This window comes from Mesorhizobium mediterraneum (assembly GCF_002284565.1).
GTDB lineage: Bacteria > Pseudomonadota > Alphaproteobacteria > Rhizobiales > Rhizobiaceae > Mesorhizobium > Mesorhizobium mediterraneum.
In genome coordinates this window covers 246113-267782 of record NZ_NPKI01000011.1, presented here as the reverse complement: position 1 = coordinate 267782, position 21670 = coordinate 246113, and the positions used below count along the sequence as shown (strand labels likewise).

Annotated in this window: 20 protein-coding genes; 18 read left to right on the top strand and 2 right to left on the bottom strand. The window is 62.9% G+C overall.

Going from position 1 to position 21670, the window contains the following annotated elements; all coding sequences use genetic code 11:
• Positions 1-21 precede the first annotated feature (21 nt).
• The 8 genes from CIT25_RS06385 to CIT25_RS06350 all read left to right on the top strand — a co-directional run bounded on the left by CIT25_RS06385 (position 22) and on the right by CIT25_RS06350 (position 8804).
• Positions 22-609, top strand: a complete 588-nt coding sequence (locus CIT25_RS06385) for an amino acid synthesis family protein (protein ID WP_095483996.1) — start codon at positions 22-24, stop codon at positions 607-609.
• Positions 602-2395 (top strand): alpha/beta fold hydrolase, encoded by a 1794-nt coding sequence (locus tag CIT25_RS06380; protein ID WP_095483704.1) that lies wholly within the window; start codon positions 602-604, stop codon positions 2393-2395. Before CIT25_RS06385 ends, CIT25_RS06380 begins: the two co-directional genes overlap by 8 nt.
• Before the next feature lie 6 nt (positions 2396-2401).
• On the top strand, positions 2402-3454 hold the full coding sequence (locus tag CIT25_RS06375; RefSeq protein WP_095483703.1) for an LLM class flavin-dependent oxidoreductase: 1053 nt from the start codon (positions 2402-2404) through the stop codon (positions 3452-3454).
• Complete coding sequence (locus CIT25_RS06370; RefSeq protein WP_095483702.1) at positions 3451-4926, top strand: aldehyde dehydrogenase; 1476 nt, start codon at positions 3451-3453, stop codon at positions 4924-4926. The genes CIT25_RS06375 and CIT25_RS06370 overlap by 4 nt, the downstream gene beginning before the upstream one ends.
• A 68-nt stretch (positions 4927-4994) precedes the next feature.
• Entirely contained in the window at positions 4995-5999 is a 1005-nt protein-coding gene (locus CIT25_RS06365; RefSeq protein ID WP_095483701.1) for an ABC transporter substrate-binding protein, read from the top strand.
• 69 nt (positions 6000-6068) lie between these two features.
• On the top strand, positions 6069-6929 hold the full coding sequence (locus tag CIT25_RS06360) for an ABC transporter permease (RefSeq protein WP_095483700.1): 861 nt from the start codon (positions 6069-6071) through the stop codon (positions 6927-6929).
• A gap of 1 nt (position 6930) precedes the next feature.
• Complete coding sequence (locus tag CIT25_RS06355; RefSeq protein WP_095483699.1) at positions 6931-7731, top strand: ABC transporter permease; 801 nt, start codon at positions 6931-6933, stop codon at positions 7729-7731.
• A complete protein-coding gene (locus CIT25_RS06350; RefSeq protein WP_095483698.1) occupies positions 7728-8804 on the top strand; it encodes an ABC transporter ATP-binding protein in 1077 nt (358 codons plus the stop codon). The genes CIT25_RS06355 and CIT25_RS06350 overlap by 4 nt, the downstream gene beginning before the upstream one ends.
• Positions 8805-8833: 29 nt before the next feature.
• Here the strand turns inward: CIT25_RS06350 and CIT25_RS06345 are convergent, their stop codons facing one another.
• Complete coding sequence (locus tag CIT25_RS06345) at positions 8834-9313, bottom strand: cupin domain-containing protein (protein ID WP_158302520.1); 480 nt, start codon at positions 9311-9313, stop codon at positions 8834-8836.
• 113 nt (positions 9314-9426) lie between these two features.
• Here CIT25_RS06345 and CIT25_RS06340 point away from each other — a divergent pair, with 113 nt between their 5' ends.
• Positions 9427-10335 carry a LysR family transcriptional regulator gene (locus tag CIT25_RS06340; RefSeq protein ID WP_095483995.1) on the top strand — a complete coding sequence of 303 codons (909 nt, stop codon included), beginning with the start codon at positions 9427-9429 and terminating at the stop codon, positions 10333-10335.
• Between the two features lie 382 nt (positions 10336-10717).
• Positions 10718-11614, top strand: coding sequence for an arginase family protein (locus CIT25_RS06335; protein WP_095483994.1), 897 nt, complete (start codon positions 10718-10720; stop codon positions 11612-11614).
• A gap of 74 nt (positions 11615-11688) precedes the next feature.
• On the opposite strand, the gene CIT25_RS06330 is transcribed toward CIT25_RS06335, so the two are convergent.
• Positions 11689-12366: a TetR family transcriptional regulator C-terminal domain-containing protein gene (locus CIT25_RS06330; RefSeq protein ID WP_095483696.1), complete on the bottom strand. Its 678-nt coding sequence runs from the start codon at positions 12364-12366 to the stop codon at positions 11689-11691.
• A gap of 225 nt (positions 12367-12591) precedes the next feature.
• Here CIT25_RS06330 and CIT25_RS06325 point away from each other — a divergent pair, with 225 nt between their 5' ends.
• The 8 genes from CIT25_RS06325 (at position 12592) to CIT25_RS06290 (ending at position 21659) form a co-directional block, all read left to right on the top strand.
• On the top strand, positions 12592-13443 hold the full coding sequence (locus tag CIT25_RS06325) for a uracil-DNA glycosylase family protein (protein ID WP_245329774.1): 852 nt from the start codon (positions 12592-12594) through the stop codon (positions 13441-13443).
• Between the two features lie 2 nt (positions 13444-13445).
• Positions 13446-15077 (top strand): GMC family oxidoreductase, encoded by a 1632-nt coding sequence (locus tag CIT25_RS06320; RefSeq protein WP_095483694.1) that lies wholly within the window; start codon positions 13446-13448, stop codon positions 15075-15077.
• Positions 15074-15394, top strand: coding sequence for an NIPSNAP family protein (locus CIT25_RS06315; RefSeq protein WP_095483693.1), 321 nt, complete (start codon positions 15074-15076; stop codon positions 15392-15394). The genes CIT25_RS06320 and CIT25_RS06315 overlap by 4 nt, the downstream gene beginning before the upstream one ends.
• A 105-nt stretch (positions 15395-15499) precedes the next feature.
• A complete protein-coding gene (locus CIT25_RS06310) occupies positions 15500-16570 on the top strand; it encodes a BMP family ABC transporter substrate-binding protein (RefSeq protein WP_095483692.1) in 1071 nt (356 codons plus the stop codon).
• A 22-nt stretch (positions 16571-16592) separates the two neighbouring features.
• Entirely contained in the window at positions 16593-18158 is a 1566-nt protein-coding gene (locus CIT25_RS06305; RefSeq protein ID WP_095483691.1) for an ABC transporter ATP-binding protein, read from the top strand.
• Positions 18155-19201 carry an ABC transporter permease gene (locus tag CIT25_RS06300; protein ID WP_095483690.1) on the top strand — a complete coding sequence of 349 codons (1047 nt, stop codon included), beginning with the start codon at positions 18155-18157 and terminating at the stop codon, positions 19199-19201. Before CIT25_RS06305 ends, CIT25_RS06300 begins: the two co-directional genes overlap by 4 nt.
• Positions 19186-20079, top strand: a complete 894-nt coding sequence (locus tag CIT25_RS06295) for an ABC transporter permease (protein ID WP_095483689.1) — start codon at positions 19186-19188, stop codon at positions 20077-20079. The genes CIT25_RS06300 and CIT25_RS06295 overlap by 16 nt, the downstream gene beginning before the upstream one ends.
• 68 nt (positions 20080-20147) lie before the next feature.
• Positions 20148-21659: an amidohydrolase family protein gene (locus tag CIT25_RS06290; protein WP_095483688.1), complete on the top strand. Its 1512-nt coding sequence runs from the start codon at positions 20148-20150 to the stop codon at positions 21657-21659.
• Positions 21660-21670 lie beyond the last annotated feature (11 nt).

Here is a 21670-nt window from a genome sequence, read left to right as displayed (position 1 = left end):
CGAACGACCACCGAGGATTCGATGAAGCCGGCCATCCGAAAGATCGTCACCTATGTCGAGAACACGCTGATTGAAGGCGGCAAGGTGGCCCCCCGGCCGCTGCGACTGATCGGCGTGGCGGCAGTGCTCGACAATCCCTGGGCCGGGCGCGGTTTCACCGAGGACCTTTCTCCCGAGATCCGCGCCTATGCGCCGGTTTTGGGGGAGATGCTGACCCATGAAATTCTCGCAGTTGCGGGATCGGGCGAAGCGATCGAAGGCTACGGCAAGGCCGCAATCTGCGGTACATCAGGCGAGATCGAGCATGCCTCCGCGCTCATCCACACGCTGCATTTCGGCAACCACTATCGGCGTGCCGTCGGCGCCAAGACCTATCTCGCCTTCACCAACCTGCGTGGCGGGCCGAACACGCCGATCATGATCCCACTCATGGACAAGTACGATGAAGGCCGACGTTCGCACTACCTGACTGTGCATTTCCAGATCGGCGACGCGCCGGCGCCGGACGAGCTGGTGGTAGCGCTTGGCGCCTCGATCGGCGGACGACCGCATCATCGCATCGGCGACCGCTACCAGGATCTCAAGGAGGTCGGCGACCTGCATGGCTGAGCTGACGGAGCCTGCCTGGCATCGCGAAACGGCGCCTGACGGCACCGGCTTCATCCGGGCCGGATCCGGCGCGCCCGTCCTCCTCATCCACGGCGTCGGCATGAACGCGGCGATCTGGGGGCCCCAGATCGAGCTGATGCGGGACAGATGGGATGTGATCGCGATCGACATGCTGGGGCATGGCCGGTCGCCGCTACCGCCCGAGGACGCCAGCCTTGCCGACTATGCAGGACAGGCAATCCGGCTTCTTGATCACCTTGGCCTGGATGCCGTCTCGATCGTTGGCCATTCAATGGGGGCGCTGGTCGGGCAGGAAATCGCTCTCAACGCACCAGAACGGGTCCGCCGCATGGTGTCGCTCAACGCGGTCTTTCGCCGCCCGGCGGACCTTGCGCAGGCAGTGCGCGAGCGCGCCGCCGAATTGAATGGCGCGGAAAACCCGTCAGGGACGGACGCAACGATCGCGCGCTGGTTCGGCAACCCCGTCCCCGACAGCCTGGCCGAGGCGGCGAGGACAACGCGCGCGGCACTGCAGAGCGTCAACCCGGAAGGCTATGCGCGCACGTATCGACTTTTCGCCCATGCGGATGCGGCGCATGGCGATCGTCTTTCCGGTCTAGCGATGCCGACTCTGTTCATGACCGGCTCGCAGGACAGGAATTCCTCGCCTGCGATGTCGGCGGCGATGGCCCGCCTCGCGCCGTGCGGTCGCTGCGCCGTTCTGGAGGGCGAAAGACATATGATGGCCGTAGCCTCGCCTGACACGGTCACACGGCGCATTGTCGATTTTCTCGAGAGCAACGACGGCGCAAGCACACCGGCGCGACCGGCGATGGACACAGCCTTCGACGCGGGCGAATTCAGGCGGGCGCTCGGTTCCTTCCTGACCGGCGTTACCATCGTCACCGCGATCGGGCCGGAAGGAGAGCCTCGAGGCTTCACCGCCAATTCGTTTACATCCGTTTCGCTCGATCCGCCGCTTGTGCTGGTCTGCATCGCCAAGAAAGCGCTGGGTCATCCGGTGTTTTCGACCTCGAAGTGCTTTGCCATCAATGTGCTCTCGGAGGAACAGAGAGCCGCGTCCGGCGTCTTCGCTTCGAAATCGCAGGACAAGTTCTCGGCTGTCGAGTGGCGCTTCGGCCCGACCGGCAGCCCGCTGCTCGCTGGATCGGTGGCGACGTTTGACTGTGACATGGAGCAGTTGGTCGACGCCGGCGACCATTCGATCCTCATCGGCCGCGTTCGCGAATTCTCCCACAATTCATCGCAGCCCCTCGGCTATTGCCGTGGGGCGTATGTCTCGCCTGGTCTCAGCCAGGAAGCTCTGGCGGCCGCGCCTCCGGACATGGAGGTCGGCGCTATCCTCGAAGACGAAGGCCGCGTGCTGTTTTTCGAAAATGCCGACGGCTTTTTCGAACTGCCGGCGGGCCGAGGACTCGGGACGCCCGCCGACACGCGAAGCCTCAGGGGACGGCTGGCTGCGAAAGCCATCGAGGCTCATCTCGGATTCCTGTTTGCAGTCTGGGACGACGCCGCAAACCCATCGCGAACGCATGTCTATTACCGCGGCACGGTGGACGCGCCCCACTCCAGCGATGGCCAGGTTCGGCTCGTCGACATCGACAGGATTGCCGGACTGAACATCGCCGACGCTGCTGCGCGCTCGATGCTCGCCCGCTACGTTCGCGAATGTCGGGAGGATGCGTTTGGAGTCTATGTCGGCAACGAGGTCGAAGGTGAAGTCCGTCCGCTCGCCAAGCCGGTATCCATGAACACTTCGGGGTGAACAGATATGAAGTTCTCGCTCTTCGTCCATATGGAACGCTCGGACCCGGCAAAGCCGCATGCCGAGCTCATCGACGAGCTTGAGGAACTGGTCCTGATGGCCGAGGCGGCAGGCTTCGAGACGGCCTGGATCGGCGAGCACCACGGCATGGAGTTCACCATCTCGCCAAACCCGTTCATCAACATCGCCTATCTCGGCGCCAGGACGAAGCGCATCCGGCTCGGCACAGGAACGGTCATCGCGCCGTTCTGGCATCCGATCAAGCTCGCCGGCGAGGCAGCAATGACCGATGTCGTCACGGCTGGCCGGCTCGACATCGGCATCGCGCGCGGCGCCTACAGCTACGAATACCAGCGCCTGTTCCCGGGGCTCGATGCCTGGGGCGCGGGCCAGCGCATGCGCGAGATCATCCCCGCTATCAAGGGCCTCTGGGAGGGCGACTTCGAGATGTCCGGGGAGTTCTGGTCTTTTCCCTCGACCACCTCGTCGCCCAAGCCGGTGCAAAAACCGCACCCGCCGATCTGGGTGGCGGCGCGCGATCCGAACTCGCACGACTTCGCCGTGTCCAACGGCTGCAACGTCCAGGTGACGCCGCTCGCCTCGGGCGATGATGAGGTAACCAGCCTGATGGAGCGCTTCAACGCGGCGTGCGCGGCGCATCCGGACATCGCCCGCCCCGAGATCATGCTGCTGATGCACACATTCGTTGCCGAAGACGCCGCCGATGCAGAGCAGCTGACGAAGGACCTGTCGCTGTTCTACTGCCAGTTCGGGGCGTGGTTCCAGAACAAGAAGCCTGTTCGCCAAGGCATATTGGAAGCGCTCACCGGCGACGAGATCGCGGCCATGCCGCAATACGCGCCCGACAAAATGCGACAGAACCTGGTTATCGGCGAAGCCGAAGAGGTGATCGCCCGGCTGAAGGCATACGAGGCGCTCGGCTACGACCAATATTCGATCTGGATCGACAGCGGCCTACCGCACGAACGCAAGAAGAAGTCGCTGCAGCTGTTTGTCGACAAGGTGATGCCGGCGTTCGGGCATGGGAGGCCGCAATGACCCTCGTGGCATTCAGCAACTTCATAGATGGAGCGTTCGATACGCCGACGGCCACCTTCGAAAGCATCGATCCGTCCACCGGAGCGCCCTGGGCGACGATGCCCGCTGCAACCGAAGCCGATGTCGACCGCGCCGTCGAAGCGGCGCACCGGACTTTGCACTCCGCCGCGTGGGCATCGCTGACGGCGACGGCGCGAGGCAAGCTGCTGGTGCGCCTCGGCGACCTGGTCGTCGCCAATGCCGGCCGCCTGGCTGAACTGGAAACGCGCGACACCGGCAAGATCATCCGCGAGACCCGCGCCCAGATCGCCTATGTCGGCGACTATTACCGCTACTATGGCGGGCTTGCCGACAAGCATGAAGGCTCGCATCTGCCTATCGACAAGGCCGATATGGACGTCACCATCAGGCGCGAGCCGATCGGCGTCGTCGCTGCCGTCGTGCCGTGGAATTCGCAGCTCTTCCTTTCGGCCGTCAAGCTCGGTCCGGCACTGGCGGCCGGCTGCACGGTCGTCTTGAAAGCCTCGGAAGACGGCCCAGCGCCGTTGCTGGCCTTCGCCGAACTCGTTCACGAGGCCGGATTTCCCGCCGGAAGCGTCAACATACTGGCCGGGTTCGGGCACGATTGCGGCCAGCGCCTGACAAGTCATCCGCTGGTTTCACGCGTCGCCTTCACCGGCGGACCTTCGACCGCTCGCGCGATTATCCGCAACACGGCGGAAAATCTCGCCTACACGACGCTGGAGCTGGGCGGGAAAAGCCCGGTTGTCGTTTTCGCCGACGCAGACCTGGACAGTGCGGCAAACGCGGTCGTGGCCGGGATTTTCGCGGCGTCTGGACAAAGCTGTGTCGCCGGCTCGCGGCTGCTGGTCGAGCGTTCGATAAAGGCCGAGTTCCTCGACAGGCTGAAGCACAAGGCCGAGGCCATCAAAATCGGTGATCCGCAGGATCCGGCCACCGAAATGGGACCACTGGCAACACTACGTCAGCGGGAATGGATCGAGAGGATCGTTGCCGAGAGCCTCGCCAGTGGTGGGACGTTGATCACCGGCGGAAAACGGCCCGACGAGCATCCGCGCGGCTTCTACTACGCACCGACCATGATCGACACCGAGGATACAGCGCTGCCCTGCGTGCGGGAGGAATTGTTCGGTCCGGTGCTCAGCGTTCTCACCTTCGACACGGAAGCCGAAGCCCTGGCGCTTGCCAACGATACGCCGTTCGGCCTGGCCTCGGGCGTGTTCACCACCAATCTCGCCAAGGCGCACCGCATGGCGCGCGACATCCATGCCGGTGTCGTCTGGGTCAACACATACCGCGCCGTTTCGCCGCTCGTGCCGTTCGGCGGATACGGTCAGTCAGGGCTCGGCCGTGAGGGCGGGCTCGACGCCATCCGCGATTACACGCGCTCGAAATCCGTCTGGATACGGATATCCGACGAGCCGATCCCGGATCCGTTCGTCATGCGATGAGGGCAGCGCCGCGATCGCGCAATTTCATAACAACAAGAAACCAAAAACAACCAACAGAGGAGAATGACATGAAACTGATTTTGACCGGCATTTTGGCCGGACTCTTGGCAACCACCGCCGCACGGGCCGATGAAATGGTGTTCACCAGCTGGGGCGGAACCACCCAGGAGGCGCAGACCAAATCCTGGGCTGCTCCGTTCGAAGCCAATTCCGGCATCAAGGTCCTGCAGGACGGCCCGACGGACTACGGCAAGCTGAAGGCCATGGTGGAAGGCGGCAGCGTCGCCTGGGATGTCGTCGATGTCGAAATGGATTTCGCCATCAAGGCGGCTAAGGATGGCCTGCTGGAGCCGATCGATTTCAATGTCGTGCCGAAAGCCGATCTCGATCCTCGCTTCACCACCGAGCATGCGGTCGGCAGCTTCTACTATTCCTTCGTTCTTGCCTGGAACAAAGGGGCGGTGTCGGGCGAGCCAACCAGCTGGGCCGACATGTTCGACCTGACGAAATTTCCCGGCAAGCGCACGTTCTATAAATGGTCGGCGCCAGGCGTCATCGAGATCGCATTGCTGGCCGACGGCGTGCCGGCAGACAAGCTCTATCCGCTCGACCTCGACCGGGCGTTCAAGAAACTCGATACGATCAAGTCGGAAATCGTCTGGTGGGACAGCGGCGCGCAGTCGCAACAGCTGATCGCCTCCGGTGAGGCAGCCTTCGGGCAACTCTGGAACGGGCGTGTCTTCGCCCTCCAGCAGGACGGCGCCGATGTAGGGGCATCCTGGAAACAGAACATGACTGCCGCCGACGTGCTCGTCATCCCCAAGGGCTCGAAGAACAAGGCTAGCGCGATGAAATTCCTGGCCACAGCGACAAGCGCGAAAAGCCAGGCAATGTTTGCTGAAGCAAGCGGCTACGCGCCGATCAACACGGCAGCCAAGGCCGAAATGCCGGCCGACGTCGTCAAGTCGTTGCCGGACGCCTATGTCGACGGGCAGATCAACCTCGACATGAACTACTGGGCTGAAAACCGCGACGCGATCGCGGAGCGTTGGTACGCCTGGCAGGCCAAATAGCCGCCGCCCTCACCCATGAACCGGCGGGGCGCCGCTAGGCGTCCCGCCTGAGCTGCCGGGATCATCGCCATGTCGGGCAATTTGCTTCATCGACAGCCAATCCTCCGAAGGCCAGACGGCGTCGGCGGCGCCTTGCCGGCGCTGACCCTCATCACCCTGTTCTTCGTGGTGCCGGTCGTCGCGTTGCTGTTGCGCAGCGTGACCGAGCCCGTACCGGGCCTGCAGAACTACGCCATCCTGTTTGGCGACGGCACTTATGCGCGGGTCTTCTTCAACACCTTTCTGGTCGCCACCGTCGTCACCGCCGTCACCGTGATCGTGGCGTTTCCGGTCGCCTGGATGCTGGCGATCATGCCGCCTGCCCTCGGCTCGATCGTCTTCGGCATCATCATCCTGTCGATGTGGACCAATCTGCTCACCCGCACCTATGCCTGGATGGTGCTGCTTCAACGCACCGGCGTCATCAACCGGACGCTGATGGATATTGGCCTGATCAGCGAGCCGCTGCCGCTGATCAACAACCTGACCGGCGTCACCATCGGCATGGTCTACATCATGCTGCCCTTCATGATACTGCCACTGGTCGGAACCCTGCGCGCCATTGATCCGATGACGCTGCGCGCCGCCGCCCTGTGCGGTGCGAGCCCCTTCAACGCCTTCCGCCGCATCCTGCTGCCATTGTCGCTTCCCGGAATCGCTGCAGGCGGCCTGATGGTTTTCGTCATGTCGCTCGGCTATTTCGTGACGCCGACGCTGCTCGGCGGCACCTCCAACATGATGCTCGCCGCAATGATCGCCCAGATGATCCAGTCCTTGCTCAACTGGGGGCTCGGAAGCGCGGCGGCTTTCATCCTGCTTTTGGTGACCATGGCCCTCTACGCGCTGCAACTGCGCCTCGTCGGCGCCAAGCGCATGACAGGAGGCATCTGAGATGCTGCTCGACTACGACCGGCTGGGCTGGCTGCGCGCAGCACTTCTGGGTTTCACCGGCCTGGTTGCCGCGTTTCTGCTGCTGCCGGTGGTCTTCATCGTGCTTTTGTCGTTCGGATCGTCGCGGTGGCTGGCTTTTCCGCCGCCCGGCTGGACGCTGAAATGGTATGCGGAGCTGTTCGCCGATCCGGCTTGGCTCGAAGCAGCGCTGACCAGCGCGCGCATTGCCACCATGGTCGCGATTCTTGCCGTCGTCATCGGGCTCCTGGCTTCTTTCGCCCTGGTCAGGGGACAGTTTCGCGGGCGCAACACGCTTCGCGGCCTGCTGCTGACGCCAATGGTGCTGCCGGTCGTGGTCTTCGCCATCGCCATCTATGCATTCTTCCTGCGGATCGGGCTCGGCGGCACCACGGCAGGCTTCGTCATCGCACACACAGTCCTGGCACTCCCCTTCGCCATCATTCCCATCACCGCGGCACTCGAAGGTTTTGACAAATCCATCGAGGATGCGGCGATCGTCTGCGGCGCAAGCCCATTCGAGGCAAAACTCCGGGTCACCTTGCCGGCGATCAAGATCGGGATTTTTTCGGCGGCGATCTTTGCCTTCCTCGCCTCGTGGGACGAGGTGGTGGTCGCGATCTTCATGGCCAGCCCCACCTTGCAGACCTTGCCGGTCAAGATCTGGGGCAGCCTGCGCCAGGATCTCAGCCCGGTCATCGCCGCCGCCTCCAGCCTTCTGGTACTTCTGACCTTGAGCCTGATGATCGTAACCGCACTCATTCGGCGGAAACTGTCGAAATGACCGAACCGTTTCTCTCCATTCGCTACCTGCGCAAGACATTCGGCAGCTTCGTCGCGGTGCACGATGTCACGATCGATATACCTAAGGGCGAATTCCTGACCTTCCTCGGCCCTTCCGGCTCCGGCAAATCGACGACGCTCTACGCGGTCGCCGGCTTTCAGCAGCCGACATCCGGCGAGGTTCTTCTCGAAGGCAGGTCGCTGCTGTCGGTGCCGTCGCACAAGCGCAATATCGGCATGGTGTTCCAGCGCTACACGCTGTTCCAGCATCTCACCGTCGCCGAGAACGTTGCCTTTCCGTTGCGCGTGCGCCGCCGGCCGGACGCCGAGGTGAACCGAAAAGTCGCCGAGATGCTGTCGCTGGTCCGGCTCGAGAGTTTCGGCGGCCGATATCCTGGCGCGCTTTCCGGCGGACAGCAGCAGCGCGTGGCGCTTGCCCGGGCGCTGGCCTACGATCCGCCGATCCTTCTGATGGACGAGCCGCTTTCGGCGCTCGACAAAAAGCTGCGCGAGGAAATCCAGGCCGAGATACGGCGCATCCATCGCGAAACCGGCGTAACGATCCTTTACGTCACCCACGATCAGGACGAGGCGCTGCATCTTTCGGATCGCATCGCCCTGTTTCGGGACGGGCGCATCGAGCAGATCGGCACCGGTGAGGACCTCTATCTGAGACCTGCGAGCGAATTCGTGGCCAGCTTCATCGGAAATTCCAATTTCCTGCCGGCTGAGCATCTTGAAACCGTCAACGGCTCCGCCACGATCCGCCTGGCCGATGGCTCGGTCGTCTCCGGCGTCAGGATCGATCAGGACTTCAGCCATGGCCAGAAGACCCGGCTGATGGTGCGGCCGGAAGCGTTTCGGCTGAGGCCCGGCCCGGCCACTGCCGGGCTTGCGGTCGAATTCATCGACACCGCCTTCTTCGGCGAGCGGCGGCGAGTCATCGCGCGCACGGCCGCCGGCCAGGAGATCGACGTCAGGCCGACATCCGACATGGCGCAAGCACATGAAGGCATCGCCTCGAGCAGACAGATTTTTTTCGATCCCGCCGCCGCATTTCTGTTTCCCGCCTGACGGGCGCGCTGGCGGTCTGGAACGAGATCTCAGGCAGCCGGCGGCTCGATGGTGACGCCGTATTTGGCGGCGATGGCCATGAGCTTTGCCATTTCCGGCATGTCGGCGGCGGTCGCGACGTCCAATTCGCCAAACATCTGATCAAGGCCGCAACTCGGCGCGCAAAGGACGAGCACGCGAGCCGGCTTGTCGCCGACATTGCGGATGGCATGGCGCCGGCCGCGCGGGCCGAAGAAACAGCAGCCGGGCGCAACGCGGTGAGGTGCCGGTTCGCCCTCGAATTCGATGACGAGTTCGCCACTCAGCACGTAGAAGGCTTCATCCTCACGGGCATGGGTGTGCGGTGGCGTTCCCGCGCCCGGCGGAACCACGGACTCCCAGAGCGAGAAGGACCCCGCAGTCTCAGCGCCGGTGGCTTTGTAGATATGGGTGATGCCCAGAACGTTGAGCGTCGATCCGGTCGCCGGTTCGCGAACGAACGGTTCGGCTGCTGTAACTTTGGCATCCATCGTCGATCTCCTTTGTGGCTCAGGTGGCTCACCAAGAGACATAGGTCCGTTCTCGCCCGTCGATTAGCCGGAATTGTATGGACATGCTGTCCGGATTTCAGGACAATCCGACGATGGATCCGCTCGATGGAATCGCTGCGTTCGCTCGCGTCGTTGATAGCGGCAGCTTCTCAGCGGCGGCACGGCACCTCAAAATCTCCAAATCTGCTGTTAGCGCCCATGTGCAGCGGCTCGAGGAGCGCCTGGGCGTTCGCCTGCTCAACCGCACCACGCGTCGACTCTCGATGACCGAAGCGGGCGCAGCCTATTACCGCCACTGTGCGCGGATTCTCGCCGAAGCCGAAGCTGCCGAACAGGCGGCGAGCGCGCTGCAGCGCGAGCCGCGCGGCACCCTTCGCATTTCGGCGCCCGACAGCTTCGGCTGGATGCATGTGGCGCCGGCCGTCCCCGAGTTCCTGACGCGCTATCCGGAACTTTCCGTCGATATTGCTTTGAGCCCGGCGCATGTGAGTCTGGTCGATGAAGGGCTCGATCTGGCGATCCGCATCGGCGTGATCGAGGATTCGCCGCTTGTCGTGCGCAAGCTCGCGCCGTCCCGGCTCGTCGCCTGTGCTGCGCCCGCTTATCTCACGGAGCGTGGAGCGCCGCGCGAGCCGGGCGACCTTGCCAAGCACAACTGCCTCTGCACCAGCCTCCTGCCTTGGGGCGATGAATGGCGCCTTGCCGGCAAAATTGGCGAGGTAAGGGTGGCCGTGGGGGGCAGCTTTCGCAGCAATAATGCGGAGATGCTGCGCGTTGCGGCGCTCGGTGGCATCGGCATCGCCCTACTGCCCACTTGGGCGGTAGCGGAGCCGCTGCGTACTGGCGCGCTGCGACGCGTGCTTGACGCCTGGGAGCCTCCAGCCAGCACGATTTATGCCGTCTATCCCAGCAACAGGCTCATGTCGATGAAGGTCCGCGCCTTCGTCGACCACCTTGCGCGATGCATTGGGCGCATGCCGTATTGGGATGAAGGCCTTTGAGAAGAGCGCCCGTTTTGGATCGTTTTGAGCTACGGCACCCATTGATCCAGCCTCGCAACTTTCTCTCAGAACGCAGTCAGGAACAGTCTCCATGCCGGTCAGAAAACTTGCGATCTTGACTTCAAAAGGGACTTGGGCGGGTTGAAATTTCCTCGGTTTTGCCCACTTTCGCTATCAATTGGCCGAGTGGTGCGATTTCCGGCGAAAACAGCGCGATCGAATTGACGAGAAAAATACCGTCAGCGGTGCTGGTCGAAGAGCGTGGCGGCCTGAAGAGCAATTTGGGATCTTGCGTACCGAGGCTGCCTTGGGCGCGCAGCGCTTAGTGGCAGAGACCGCCGGCGCTGCGCCGGTTCTCACTCGCGATACCTGGGAGCATCTGATGCCGACCCGCCCCTATGCCATTCTTGAAGCGCCGTCCGCGCTGGGTCTGGCGACCGACGGCGTGGAGGACTTGCCCAGTCGGCTGCTGGAACTGGGCCTCGCCGACCGAATCCATGCGCGCCATGCCGGGCGGCTGGCCGTCCCGCCGAAAGACCCGAAGCCCGACCCTGCCACCCTGACGCTCAACGCCAACGCGATCGCGGCGTGGTCGCCCAAGCTCGCCAACGCGGTGGAGGAGGTGCTGGACGCAGGCGAATTCCCGGTGGTGCTGGGCGGCGACTGTACGATCGTGCTGGGCCCGATGCTCGCGCTGCGCCGGCGCGGCCGCTACGGCCTGTTCTTCATCGACGGCCACGCCGATTTCTTCCAGCCCGAGGCCGAGCCCAACGGCGAAGGCGCGTCCATGGACCTGGCCTTCGTCACCGGCTACGGGCCGGCGCTGCTGACCGACCTGGAGGGCCGCCGTCCGTTGGTGCGCTCCGAGGACGCTGTCGCCTTCGCTTTTCGCGATCACGAAGACCAGGCCGAATTCGGCAGCCAGCCCTTACCGGCGGAGCTCATGGCCTACGATCTCCATGCCGTCCGCCTCCTGGGCGTCGAAGCCGCTGCCCGGGCGGCCGTTGGCCACCTGACGCGGCCTGAGCTCGACGGCTTCTTCATCCATTTAGACGCCGATTGTCTCGACGATGCGATCATGCCGGCGGTCGATTTCCGCGTACCGGGCGGGCTGTCGTGGGACGAGCTATCGGCAGCGCTCCGGATCATCCTGGCAAGCGGCAAGGCGGTCGGGCTCGAGGTCGCCATCTACAATCCGCGCCTCGACGTCGACGGCAGCGCCGGCCGTGGCCTTGTTGATGTCCTGGCCGTAGCTCTCGGCACTTCCGCGCCCGCTTAAGGGGGCCGGGCTGCCCCGATGAGCTGCCAACTCATCAGTCGCCGCAGAGGTCGGACTCCCTGCCGCATTGTCCATCACGATGGACGGGTAAGGAGCCCCCGCAAGACCGTCTCCGTGATCGTCTTCGCAGCCAAATTGTAGTCAGCCACCTTTAGCTGGCTGACATGTAGCGCATCGCAGGCGAGAGCCTCGAACTCGGCATAGAACTGCGTCGCGGACCACAACAGAATGAACAGATGGCGCGCGTCGACTTTCTCTATCTTTCCGGCCATGGCCCAAATATCGATCACCCGGGCCTTCTCGGACGTGACGGTTCGCATATGATCGCGAGCCTCGGTCGAGAGATGTACAGCTCCCTGCAGTATCTCGTTTGCGAAAAGGCGCGTCTCTGCGGCATTCTCCCGGGCATGGTCCAGCTTCGCTCGAATGTAAGCCTCGATTGCCTCGCCGGGCTCACGATCGGCCGATATATGCCGAAACGCGTCGTCCCAACTATGGATGAGGCGATCGATGGCGGCATTGTAGATCTCCTCTTTCGACGAGAAGTAATAGTAGACATTGCCCTTCGGCAGCCCTGAGGCCTTCGCGATCTCAACGATGCGGGCACCATCAAGGCCCTTCCGCGAGAAGATCTCGACAGCCGCTGTCAGGATCTTGAGCACGTTCCTCGCTCTGATCGGCTCATCCGACGCGGCTTGCGACGGGTGCCCTTTTTCAGCGGAAGCACGGGGCGCGTTCAGTTCTTCTGCCATTGGTTATTCCGTTATTTTCATTGATTTTTTGCGCCTGGATGATCACCCGGGTCAACAGTTCGTTTTTGCTCAGAGACCTTTCAACCGGATTTTATGAGGCCTCGAGAATCGAAGCACCACTAAAAAAGAAGTTGACAATCTGGTCAAGTTTTTTCATGAAAAGCTGACAAAACGGTCAGGTTCCTGGAGGAGCTGCCGCAGTCGACCACCTTGGAGAGGGTGCGAATGGCAATGTTGCTAAAGACCGCCATGGAGGAATTCCTTTCAGATTGGTCCGCCGATCTGAACGGACCCTGGCGTGCACTGATCAGGCATGCGGGGCCGGATATTGACGGGATCGCGGCCGAACTTGAGCTCGAGGTCTGGGAACCGATCTTTCCCGTCCGTCGCGGCAAGCACTTTCCGGGAATGCCTGCGGGCGCGCATTGCCTGAGAGCTTTCGACGGAATCGCCCCCGATGAGGTTCACTGTGTCGTTCTGGGCCAGGACCCCTACCCCGAACCCGGGTTTGCCACCGGACGGGCATTTGAAGCTGGAAACCTGGCGGGATGGCACGAGCTCGACAAGATGTTTTCAAAGAGCATCCGTGCCTACATGCAGATGATCCTGGCAGCGCGCACCGGTGACCTGTCCTATACCCGCAGCTTCGACGATTGGCCGAAGACACTTGCAGCCATGGAGAGCGGTGCAGCCGACATCGAGCAGCCGTCCGATATCGCGGACCGCTGGGTCTCGAAAGGCGTTCTCCTACTGAATGCCTCGCTGACGCTCACTCGCTTCAAGGTGGATGTGGATCCGCATCAGTCCAAGGGCCATCTCCGGCTCTGGCGTCCGCTGATCGTGGAAACCTTGCGCGCCCTTGCCTCGCGGGAAAAGCCGCTGGTATTCCTCGGGTTCGGCGACGCCGCCGCGGAAGCACTGGCAGAAGCGGGAATCGACGAGAACGCGGGCGGGCATCTTCGCTGCGTTCTGCGCGATCATCCCGCCCGCGCCGAAGCCGTCCTTTCCAGACCCAATCCATTCATTCTTTGCAACCGCTACCTGGAGGAGATGGGCTCTCGTCCCATCGCGTGGTGACCATGGCGGCAACGAAGACATTCGATTTCATCATCATCGGCGCCGGTTCGGCAGGCTGCGTTCTGGCAAACCGCCTGTCCGCCGATCCCGCCAACAAGGTGCTTCTGCTCGAGGCCGGCGGCAGGGATCTCAACCCGCTGTTCCGGCTGCCCATGCTGATGGGCAAGCTTTTCCATTCGGGCATCTACAACTGGCACTATCACACAGAGCCCGAGCCGCATCTGAACGGACGGTCGCTCTACTGGCCTCGTGGCAAGGTGCTCGGCGGCACATCCACCATCAACGGCATGATCTATGTTCGCGGAAACCGGCACGACTACGATCGCTGGGCGCAGATGGGCGCCACAGGATGGTCCTACGATGAGGTGTTGCCAGCGTTCCTCCGCTCGGAGACCCATGTGCAGCGCAATGGCGCCTATCACAACGCCGAAGGCGAACTGACCGTCTGCCGGGCGCGCGGCTGGAACAGCCTGCTCGATGTCTTTCACGAGGCAGGCGGACAGGCGGGATATCCTCACAACGATGATTTCAACGGCGAAGAGCAGGAAGGCTTCGGCCGTTATGACTTCACCATCGCGAAGGGCAAACGCTGCTCGGCAGCCTATGCGTTCCTGCGGCCGGCAAAGAAACGCCCGAATCTGACGATCATCACCCGCGCCCATACGAGGCGCATCCTCATCGAGAACGGCCAGGCTGTCGGCGTCGAGTTCAGCCGAAAAGGCAACATTTCGAGAGCCTATGCAGACCGCCAGGTGATCCTGTCGGCCGGCGTCGTCAACTCGCCGCAGATCCTCATGCTTTCGGGGATCGGCGCTGCCGACGAGCTCGCGCAGCATGACATCCCTGTCGTCCAGGATCTTCCTGGTGTCGGCAAGAACCTTCAGGATCATGTCGATTGCGTCATGGCCTATGAATGCCGGGAGCCGGTCACGCTCTATTCGGACCTACGCGCCGACAAGCTCACCTGGTCGGTGATCCAGGGCATGCTGTTCGGTGAAGGCATCGCCACGACTTTCCCCTACGAAGCCGGGGCCTTCGTCAAGTCGCGCACCGATCTGGCCGCGCCTGACATCCAGCTTCACTTCATGCCGGCGCTCGAAAAGACGGCGAACCTGCATTTTCCAAACCCGTTCAAGAAAGAGCGGGTGGAGGCCAACCATGGCTTCTCGTTGCGCGTCGGCCCGGTCAATCCCGAGAGCCGCGGCGAGATCAGGCTGCGCTCGGCCGATCCGATGGACCGGCCGCGCATCAACGCGAACTACCTGCAAACCGAGTTTGACATTCGCACGATGATCAACGCGATCCGCATGACGCGCGACATCATCAAGCAGAAGGCTTTCGAAAAATATCGCGGCAAGGAGCTCGCCCCGGGTCTGGCCGTCGAAAGCGATGCCGAAATGGTCAAGTGGCTGCGTACCAATGCCATGACGACCTTCCATCCGGTCGGCACCTGCAAGATGGGCAACGACCCGATGGCCGTGGTCGACGCCCGACTGAAAGTTCACGGCATCGAGGGCCTGCGCGTAGCGGACGCCTCGATCATGCCAATCATTTCCAGCGGCAACACGAACGCGCCGTCGATCATGATCGGGGAGCGAGCCGCCGAATTCATTCTCGACGAGGCATCCAGATGATCGTGGAACATCGCACGTACACATTTCGGCCGGGAACAGTCGATGGCTGGCTGAAGAAATACGAGACCGAGGGTCTGCCGATCCAGAAGCGGCATCTCAACACCTTTCTCGGACTCTATGTCAGCGAGATCGGCCGCCTGCACACGACGGTCCTGATGTGGCGTTATGACAGCCTCGCCGACCGCGAGACGCGGCGGGCAGCCATGTATGCCGACCCGGAATGGCAGGCGTTCATCTCCGGCGTCTGGTCTCTCGGCGCCATTCAGAGCCAGGACGTGATGATCATGAATCCGGCGCCGTTTTCTCCCGGCGCCTGAGGAAGAGGATGCAAACCTTGCATCCCGATGACGACCGGGCGGCGAAAGAAGCCACCCCAATAAGAAGTTGCAGATATCGAACCTCTAGAGCAAGGAAAAGGGAACATGACCAACAAGACTTCAAATGAAATGAATGTGCTGCACCGGCCGGTCGGCCGCCGCAGCCTCCTCAAGGCCTCGGCAGGATTGGCTGCCTTCACAATGGCGGGCGGCCTGCTGACAGCTGCCGCGCACGCTTCGGGCGGCCTCGTGGCGCTGGTTCACACGCAGGCGGCAGGCGATGCCGGTCCGGTGGACTCGATGATTGCCAAGCTCAAGCAGCTCTCCGAGGAGCAAGGCTTCCAGTATCGCGCGGTATACGCTCAGGACCCGGCGACCTACGAGACCATTTTCCGTACGCTGGGCGATGCTGGTGCGGCAGTGATCGTCTCGACCTTCAACGAGGTCGCGGAACCCTTCAAGGCGCTCGCTCCCTCCTATCCCAATACCAAGTGGATCCAGCTGTTTGCAGATCCCTTCGAGCCGGCGATCCCGAATGTCGTCACCGTTTCCTATGATTACTATCTGGGGTGCTATCTCTCCGGCATTTTCGCCGCGCGTGTGAGCAAAGCAGGAAAGCTCGGCTTCATCGGTGGTGTTTCCATTCCGCCGATCAATGCCGACTACAATGCGTTCAAGGCAGGCGCCCAGTCCGTGCGTCCAGACGTATCCGTCGCCATTGCATTCGCGGGCTCTTTCCAGGACCCGGCCAAGGGCCAGGAAATCGCCACGCAGATGTACTCGAGCGGTATCGACTTCATCCAGACCGACGCCGCGGCAACCGACTTCGGCATCATCGCCGCCGCAAACGAGGCGGAAGGCCGCCTGGTGAGCGTGCTCGACCCGGCCCAGTTCCCGCAGGGGCCAAAGTCCGTGATCTCGATCGTCGGCCTCGACTTCGGCACCTCGCTTTACAACGAGGTCACGAAGGCACTCGGCAGCGATTTTTCCGGTGGCACACATGAGCATACCGGCCTTGGAACAGGCGTCATCGACTTCATTCCGTCGCCCCTCTTCACGCAGCAGGGACCGGCTGACATCATCGCCAAAGGCAAGGAGGCAGGGGCAGAAATAGCGGCGGCGCGCGCAGCGATCCTCGATGGGTCGCTGAAGGTGCCGTTCAATACGAGCCTCTGACCTTCGACTGGATCATGCTGCGGTGACCGAGGACAGATCCCCCATATTTGAATGCCGCAATGTGACCGTGCGCTACGGTCACATTGTCGCGCTCTCCGATGTCGGAGCAGTCTTCGAACGGGGCATGATCCACGCCGTGGTCGGCCAAAACGGCGCGGGCAAGACGACTTTTGCCCGAGTCCTGGCCGGTCTCGTGCGCCCTGCATCGGGCGAGCTCAAAATCGACGGCCGCCCGCTTGCGGGTGGAAACGTGAGGGATGCCCGGCGTTCGGGCGTCGAACTCGTCCACCAGAGTTTTGCCCTTCCCCCCTCTTTCACGGTTGCCGAAGCCATGCAGTTCGGCGCGGAAGGTGGAGGGCTATTCACAAAGGCAGCCCTCGAAAAGCGGTGGCAGCATCATCTCGATGCGCTCCATGTGAAGGTGAAGGCCAAGCAGCGTATCCGCGACCTGCCGGTGGAAACCCAGCAGAGTGTTGAAATCGCCAGAGCCCTCGTCTCGGATGCGAAGCTCCTCATCCTGGATGAGCCGACCGCGGTCCTGTCTCCCGAAGGCGCTGAGAAGCTTTTCGATCGGGTCCGACGTCTCAAGGAGCGCGGCGTCACGGTCATCCTCATCCTGCACAAGATACGGGAGGTTCTGGCGATTGCGGATACGGTGGCGGTTCTGCGCGGCGGAAAGCTCGTCGACGGACCGCTGTCCTGCGACGGGATTGATGCGGATCGGCTGGCCGAGCTTATCATCGGGCCAGCCGCCGCCCGCAACCTCAGCTCGGACGACAAGGCGGCTTTGACAGGCGCAGCAGTGATCACCCATGCCGAACAGCATGTTGCGGACACCGATGCTGCCGCCCCGGTCCTCAAGATGCGCGCCGTTTCCACGCGGCGCGATCCCGAAGGCCCGGCGCTCGACGAGATCAGCCTCGAGGTTCGCCCCGGGGAAATCGTCGGCGTGGCCGGCGTCGAGGGCAACGGGCAGAGAACGCTTGTGCGCGCGATCTCGGCACTGGCTGATGTCGTCAGCGGCGATATCTCCATCGACAGGATGGACGTGACCCGCGCACCACTCGCTGCACGACGAGCGGCCGGACTGCGCGTCATTCCCTTCGAACGGAATGTCGAAGGCCTTAGCCTGACCAGCTCTCTTTGGGAAAACTGGTCGGCGCGCGGTCTCCTTCAGAGACCGCTCCTGTCCGCCATCAGCCCCTCTGCTCTGCGCAAGCAATGCGATACCGCCCTCAAGCAATGGGATGTCCGCTATTCCGATGTCGGTCAGCGGGCCGGCTCGCTATCGGGCGGGAACGCCCAGAAGGTGATCCTGTCGCGTGAGATGGACGAAAACGCCCGCCTTATTCTTGCGGCGCAGCCCACGCGAGGTCTCGATATCGGCGCAACGTCGTTCGTATGGCAATCGATGCTCGATGCGCGGGCGCGCGGTTGCGGCCTGCTGTTCATCTCTTCGGATCTCGACGAGATCTTCGATATCTCGGACCGCGTCGTTGTCATGCTGTCCGGGCGCATCGTCGCCGAGTTCCGTCCACCCTATGACATCACAGCCGTCGGCGCAGCCATGACAGGAGTGCTCGGATGATCGATCGGTTCGTCTCCGTTTTCCGCGCGCTGATCTTCATCCTGATCGCCCTTGCGCTTTGCGGGGTTATCTTTCAGGCCGCCGGCTATTCGGCGCCCCTGATGTTCCAGTCGATCGCCGATGGCGCTTTCCTCAGACCCGGCGCCCTGCAACAGGCACTTCGTTGGGGGCTTCCCCTGTTCATCACGGCTGTCGGCGTGGCCGTCTCCTTCCGGGCGGGCTACTTCAACATCGGCGCCCAGGGCCAGTTCTACATGGGAGCCATCGCGGCCGCGTTCATGGCCGAATGGCTTGACGGCGCACCGGCGCCGATCCTCATGACCGCCTGCTTCTTCGCCGGCATGTCGGGTGGTGCGTTGTGGGCTTTCTGGCCCGGGCTCCTGCGGCTGAAATCCGGCGCGGACGAGGTGATCACCACGCTTATGGGCAATTTCATTGCCGGTCTGGTGCTGCTTTATGTGACGGCCGGACCGCTCAAGGACCCATCGGGCACCGGGCAGCAGGCGTCAAGCCGCCCGCTCGACAGCGCTTACCGGATCAGCGACTCGCTCGGATTGTCTCCGACGATCATCGCCATCGCCGTTCTGGTCGGCCTGGCAATGTGGTTTCTGGTCAACAGAACCGCCTTCGGCGTGCTCTCTGGCCTTGCCGGTCGCAATCCGACGATGGTCGAGTGGCAGGGCGCGAAGACATGGCGCATCGGGCTCGCAAGTTTCCTGCTCAGCGGCGCGCTCGCCGGTCTTGCCGGCACGATAGAGTTCATGGGCCCCAACGGACGACTGACCGGCGGTTTCCTGCCGGGCCACGGCTTCACCGCAATCCTGATCGCACTCGTCGCCAACTTCTCGGTCGTCGGCACGGCTATCGTGTCGCTGTTCTTCGGTGGGCTAGCGTCCGCCGCCCTCTACCTGCCGATCATGGCCGGCCTGCCGTCGTCGGCAATCGACATCATCAACGCAGCCATTGCTCTGTTCATCACCGCGAAATCCAGCGCCGTCGACCGGATAGCAAAACTCGGAGGACGGATATGGAAGACTTCGTAATCGCCATCCTGCGGTCGGGCACTCCGCTGATCTACGTGACCCTTGCCGGCGTCATCGCCCAGCGAGCCGGCATCTGGCATCTCGGCCTCGAAGGCCTGATGATTACCGGCGCATGCGCAACGATCCTCGGCATCGTGCTTACGCAATCGATTTGGATCGCGCTTTTCGGTGCGATCACGGCGTGCGTCCTCGGCTCAATCCTGTTCTGGTTCGTGGTGGAGAAGCTCAAGGCCAACCAGATCATTGCCGGCCTCGGGCTTACAGGGCTCGGCCTCGGAGGAACCGCGCTTGCCGTGCAGTCGATTTTTGGAACGCAGGCCGCAGTGAGCGCACCCTTCGGCCTGCCGCGCATAGGACCCGCCTTCGGGGCGTTCGGGTCGCTTTCGATCCTCGTCGTCATGATGCCGGCGATCGTCTTCGCGATGTGGGTTGTCTTGCGGCGAACCCGTTTCGGCCTGCGTCTGGCGGCATCGGGCGAGCATCCCTTTGCCGCGCGCGGTGTGGGTGTCAATCCAGCGGCAATGCGCCTCGTCGCGCTGATGACCGGCGGCGTGCTTTGCGCGCTCGCCGGCGCTGAGCTTGCTGCGGGGAGCCTTCAGATCTTTGCGCAGAACATGACAGCCGGCCGCGGCTTCATGGGATTTGCCGCCGTCATATTCGGCGCGGGTCATCCAATTGGCGCGACTCTGGCAGCCGTGTTCTTCGCCGTCGTTGGTGCGCTCGGCATCAGGGCGCAGCTCGCCTTCGGCGACCGCGTCCCGCACGATCTGCTGCTCGCCTTGCCTTACATAGCCACCGTTCTCGGCATCTGGCTCAGCACGCAGCTGCGCGGCGGCACCAAGGCCGCCAGCGGCTTCGGTGAGCTGCGCGACCAATAGACACCAGGCTGGCATCGCACCGGACCGGCAGCCGGGCGCGTACAGCGCGACACGAGCAGGACATGCCCATGCCCCAGACACTGATCAAGAACGCCACCCTTTTGACGATGTGCGCCCGGAACGGAAGCAAGCCGTTCCAAGGCGACATTCTTATCGAGGACGGCCGCATCTCTGCCGTCGGACAGAACCTCGTGGCTGCGCCGGATGCCACCTTAATCGACGGCCAAAACCGGCTGGTAATGCCGGGCCTCGTCAATGCCCATGCCCATTCGGGCGAAACCTTCTTTCGCGGCCGATATGAAGGCATGCCGCTAGAGCTCTGGCTTCTCTACGCCTACCCCCTGCTGATGGGCCCTGTCGTCGACGAGCGACTTCTCTACCTGCGCAGCCTTCTCCTCGCGATGGAATCGCTGCGCAGCGGCGTCACGACGATATGCGACGACTTCTTCGATCCGCCTGCGCACGACCTCTCACGGCTGTCAGCCGTCTTCAGGGCCTATGAGGACGCGGGCATCCGCGCCAATGTGTCGAGCGCGGCCATGAACGTGCATGCGCTGGACGCCCTGCCCTACGCCCGCGAGGTGATGCCGCTCCACCTGCAGCAGAAGCTCGATTTCGGGCCGCCGATGTCGACCGACGCCTATATGGACTACTGCCGTTCCGCCTTCGCGTCGCTGCATGGCAGGGCCGGCCGGCTCAATTTCATGATCGCACCGTCAGCGCCGCAACGCTGTACCCCGGACTTGCTGCAAGCCTGCCATGCACTCGCCGTTGACATGGGCGTGCCGCTACACACGCATATCCTGGAAACCAAGACACAGGCCGTGACCGGCCATGAAGTCTACGGCAAGAGCCTGATCGGCTATATGAGCGATCTCGGCGTGCTGTCGCGCAACACGACGATCGCCCATTCCGTCTGGGTGAGCGACAAGGACATCGCGACGATGGGCGAGGCAGGGTGCTCCGTTGCCCACAATGCCATTTCCAACCAGAAGCTCGGCGCCGGCATTGCTCCCATTCGCCGCCTGATGAATGCAGGCATAACCGTTGGTCTCGGGACCGATGGCATGTCGTCGAACGACACGGCGCGCATCTTCGACGTCATGCGGGTGGCCGGGCTGATCCACAGTGTTTCCGGCCCGGATTATGACCAGTGGATCCGTGCTGAGGAAATCCTGACCATGGCGACGATCGGCGGCGCACGCAGTGCCATGCTGGAGAATGTCACCGGTTCGCTCGAAGTCGGCAAGGCCGCTGATCTGCTGATCCTCGATCTCACCACCCTCAGCTTCACCCCGCTCAACGATATCGCCAAGCATCTCGTCTATGCCGAGAACGGTTCTTCCATCGAAACGGTGATGATAGCGGGGCAGATCGTCGTCCATGACGGCCGCCTGCAAACGATCGACGAAGCCGCCATACTGGCCGAGATCCGTGAGCTTGTCCCGGCGCACCTCGCCGCGCACGCCGAACTGGAGACACGGAACGCGGTGTTCCACTCCGCCATGGCGGAAATCCATCGGCGCGCCACGTCGAAGGACATCGGGATGAACCGCTATGCCGGAAATCATGGCGCATGAGCCTGCGTAGC

Excerpts from the sequence above, each read along its gene's own strand:
- CIT25_RS06365 (WP_095483701.1), top strand. The coding sequence starts at position 4,995 with ATGAAACTGATTTTGACCGGCATTTTGGCCGGACTCTTGGCAACCACC.
- CIT25_RS06315 (WP_095483693.1), top strand. The coding sequence starts at position 15,074 with ATGATCGTGGAACATCGCACGTACACATTTCGGCCGGGAACAGTCGAT.
- CIT25_RS06355 (WP_095483699.1), top strand. The coding sequence starts at position 6,931 with ATGCTGCTCGACTACGACCGGCTGGGCTGGCTGCGCGCAGCACTTCTG.
- CIT25_RS06385 (WP_095483996.1), top strand. The coding sequence starts at position 22 with ATGAAGCCGGCCATCCGAAAGATCGTCACCTATGTCGAGAACACGCTG.
- CIT25_RS06335 (WP_095483994.1), top strand. The coding sequence starts at position 10,718 with ATGCCGACCCGCCCCTATGCCATTCTTGAAGCGCCGTCCGCGCTGGGT.
- CIT25_RS06370 (WP_095483702.1), top strand. The coding sequence starts at position 3,451 with ATGACCCTCGTGGCATTCAGCAACTTCATAGATGGAGCGTTCGATACG.
- CIT25_RS06295 (WP_095483689.1), top strand. The coding sequence starts at position 19,186 with ATGGAAGACTTCGTAATCGCCATCCTGCGGTCGGGCACTCCGCTGATC.
- CIT25_RS06380 (WP_095483704.1), top strand. The coding sequence starts at position 602 with ATGGCTGAGCTGACGGAGCCTGCCTGGCATCGCGAAACGGCGCCTGAC.
- CIT25_RS06325 (WP_245329774.1), top strand. The coding sequence starts at position 12,592 with ATGGCAATGTTGCTAAAGACCGCCATGGAGGAATTCCTTTCAGATTGG.
- CIT25_RS06330 (WP_095483696.1), bottom strand. The coding sequence starts at position 12,366 with ATGGCAGAAGAACTGAACGCGCCCCGTGCTTCCGCTGAAAAAGGGCAC.
- CIT25_RS06340 (WP_095483995.1), top strand. The coding sequence starts at position 9,427 with ATGGATCCGCTCGATGGAATCGCTGCGTTCGCTCGCGTCGTTGATAGC.
- CIT25_RS06350 (WP_095483698.1), top strand. The coding sequence starts at position 7,728 with ATGACCGAACCGTTTCTCTCCATTCGCTACCTGCGCAAGACATTCGGC.
- CIT25_RS06300 (WP_095483690.1), top strand. The coding sequence starts at position 18,155 with ATGATCGATCGGTTCGTCTCCGTTTTCCGCGCGCTGATCTTCATCCTG.
- CIT25_RS06290 (WP_095483688.1), top strand. The coding sequence starts at position 20,148 with ATGCCCCAGACACTGATCAAGAACGCCACCCTTTTGACGATGTGCGCC.
- CIT25_RS06345 (WP_158302520.1), bottom strand. The coding sequence starts at position 9,313 with ATGGATGCCAAAGTTACAGCAGCCGAACCGTTCGTTCGCGAACCGGCG.
- CIT25_RS06310 (WP_095483692.1), top strand. The coding sequence starts at position 15,500 with ATGACCAACAAGACTTCAAATGAAATGAATGTGCTGCACCGGCCGGTC.
- CIT25_RS06375 (WP_095483703.1), top strand. The coding sequence starts at position 2,402 with ATGAAGTTCTCGCTCTTCGTCCATATGGAACGCTCGGACCCGGCAAAG.
- CIT25_RS06360 (WP_095483700.1), top strand. The coding sequence starts at position 6,069 with ATGTCGGGCAATTTGCTTCATCGACAGCCAATCCTCCGAAGGCCAGAC.
- CIT25_RS06320 (WP_095483694.1), top strand. The coding sequence starts at position 13,446 with ATGGCGGCAACGAAGACATTCGATTTCATCATCATCGGCGCCGGTTCG.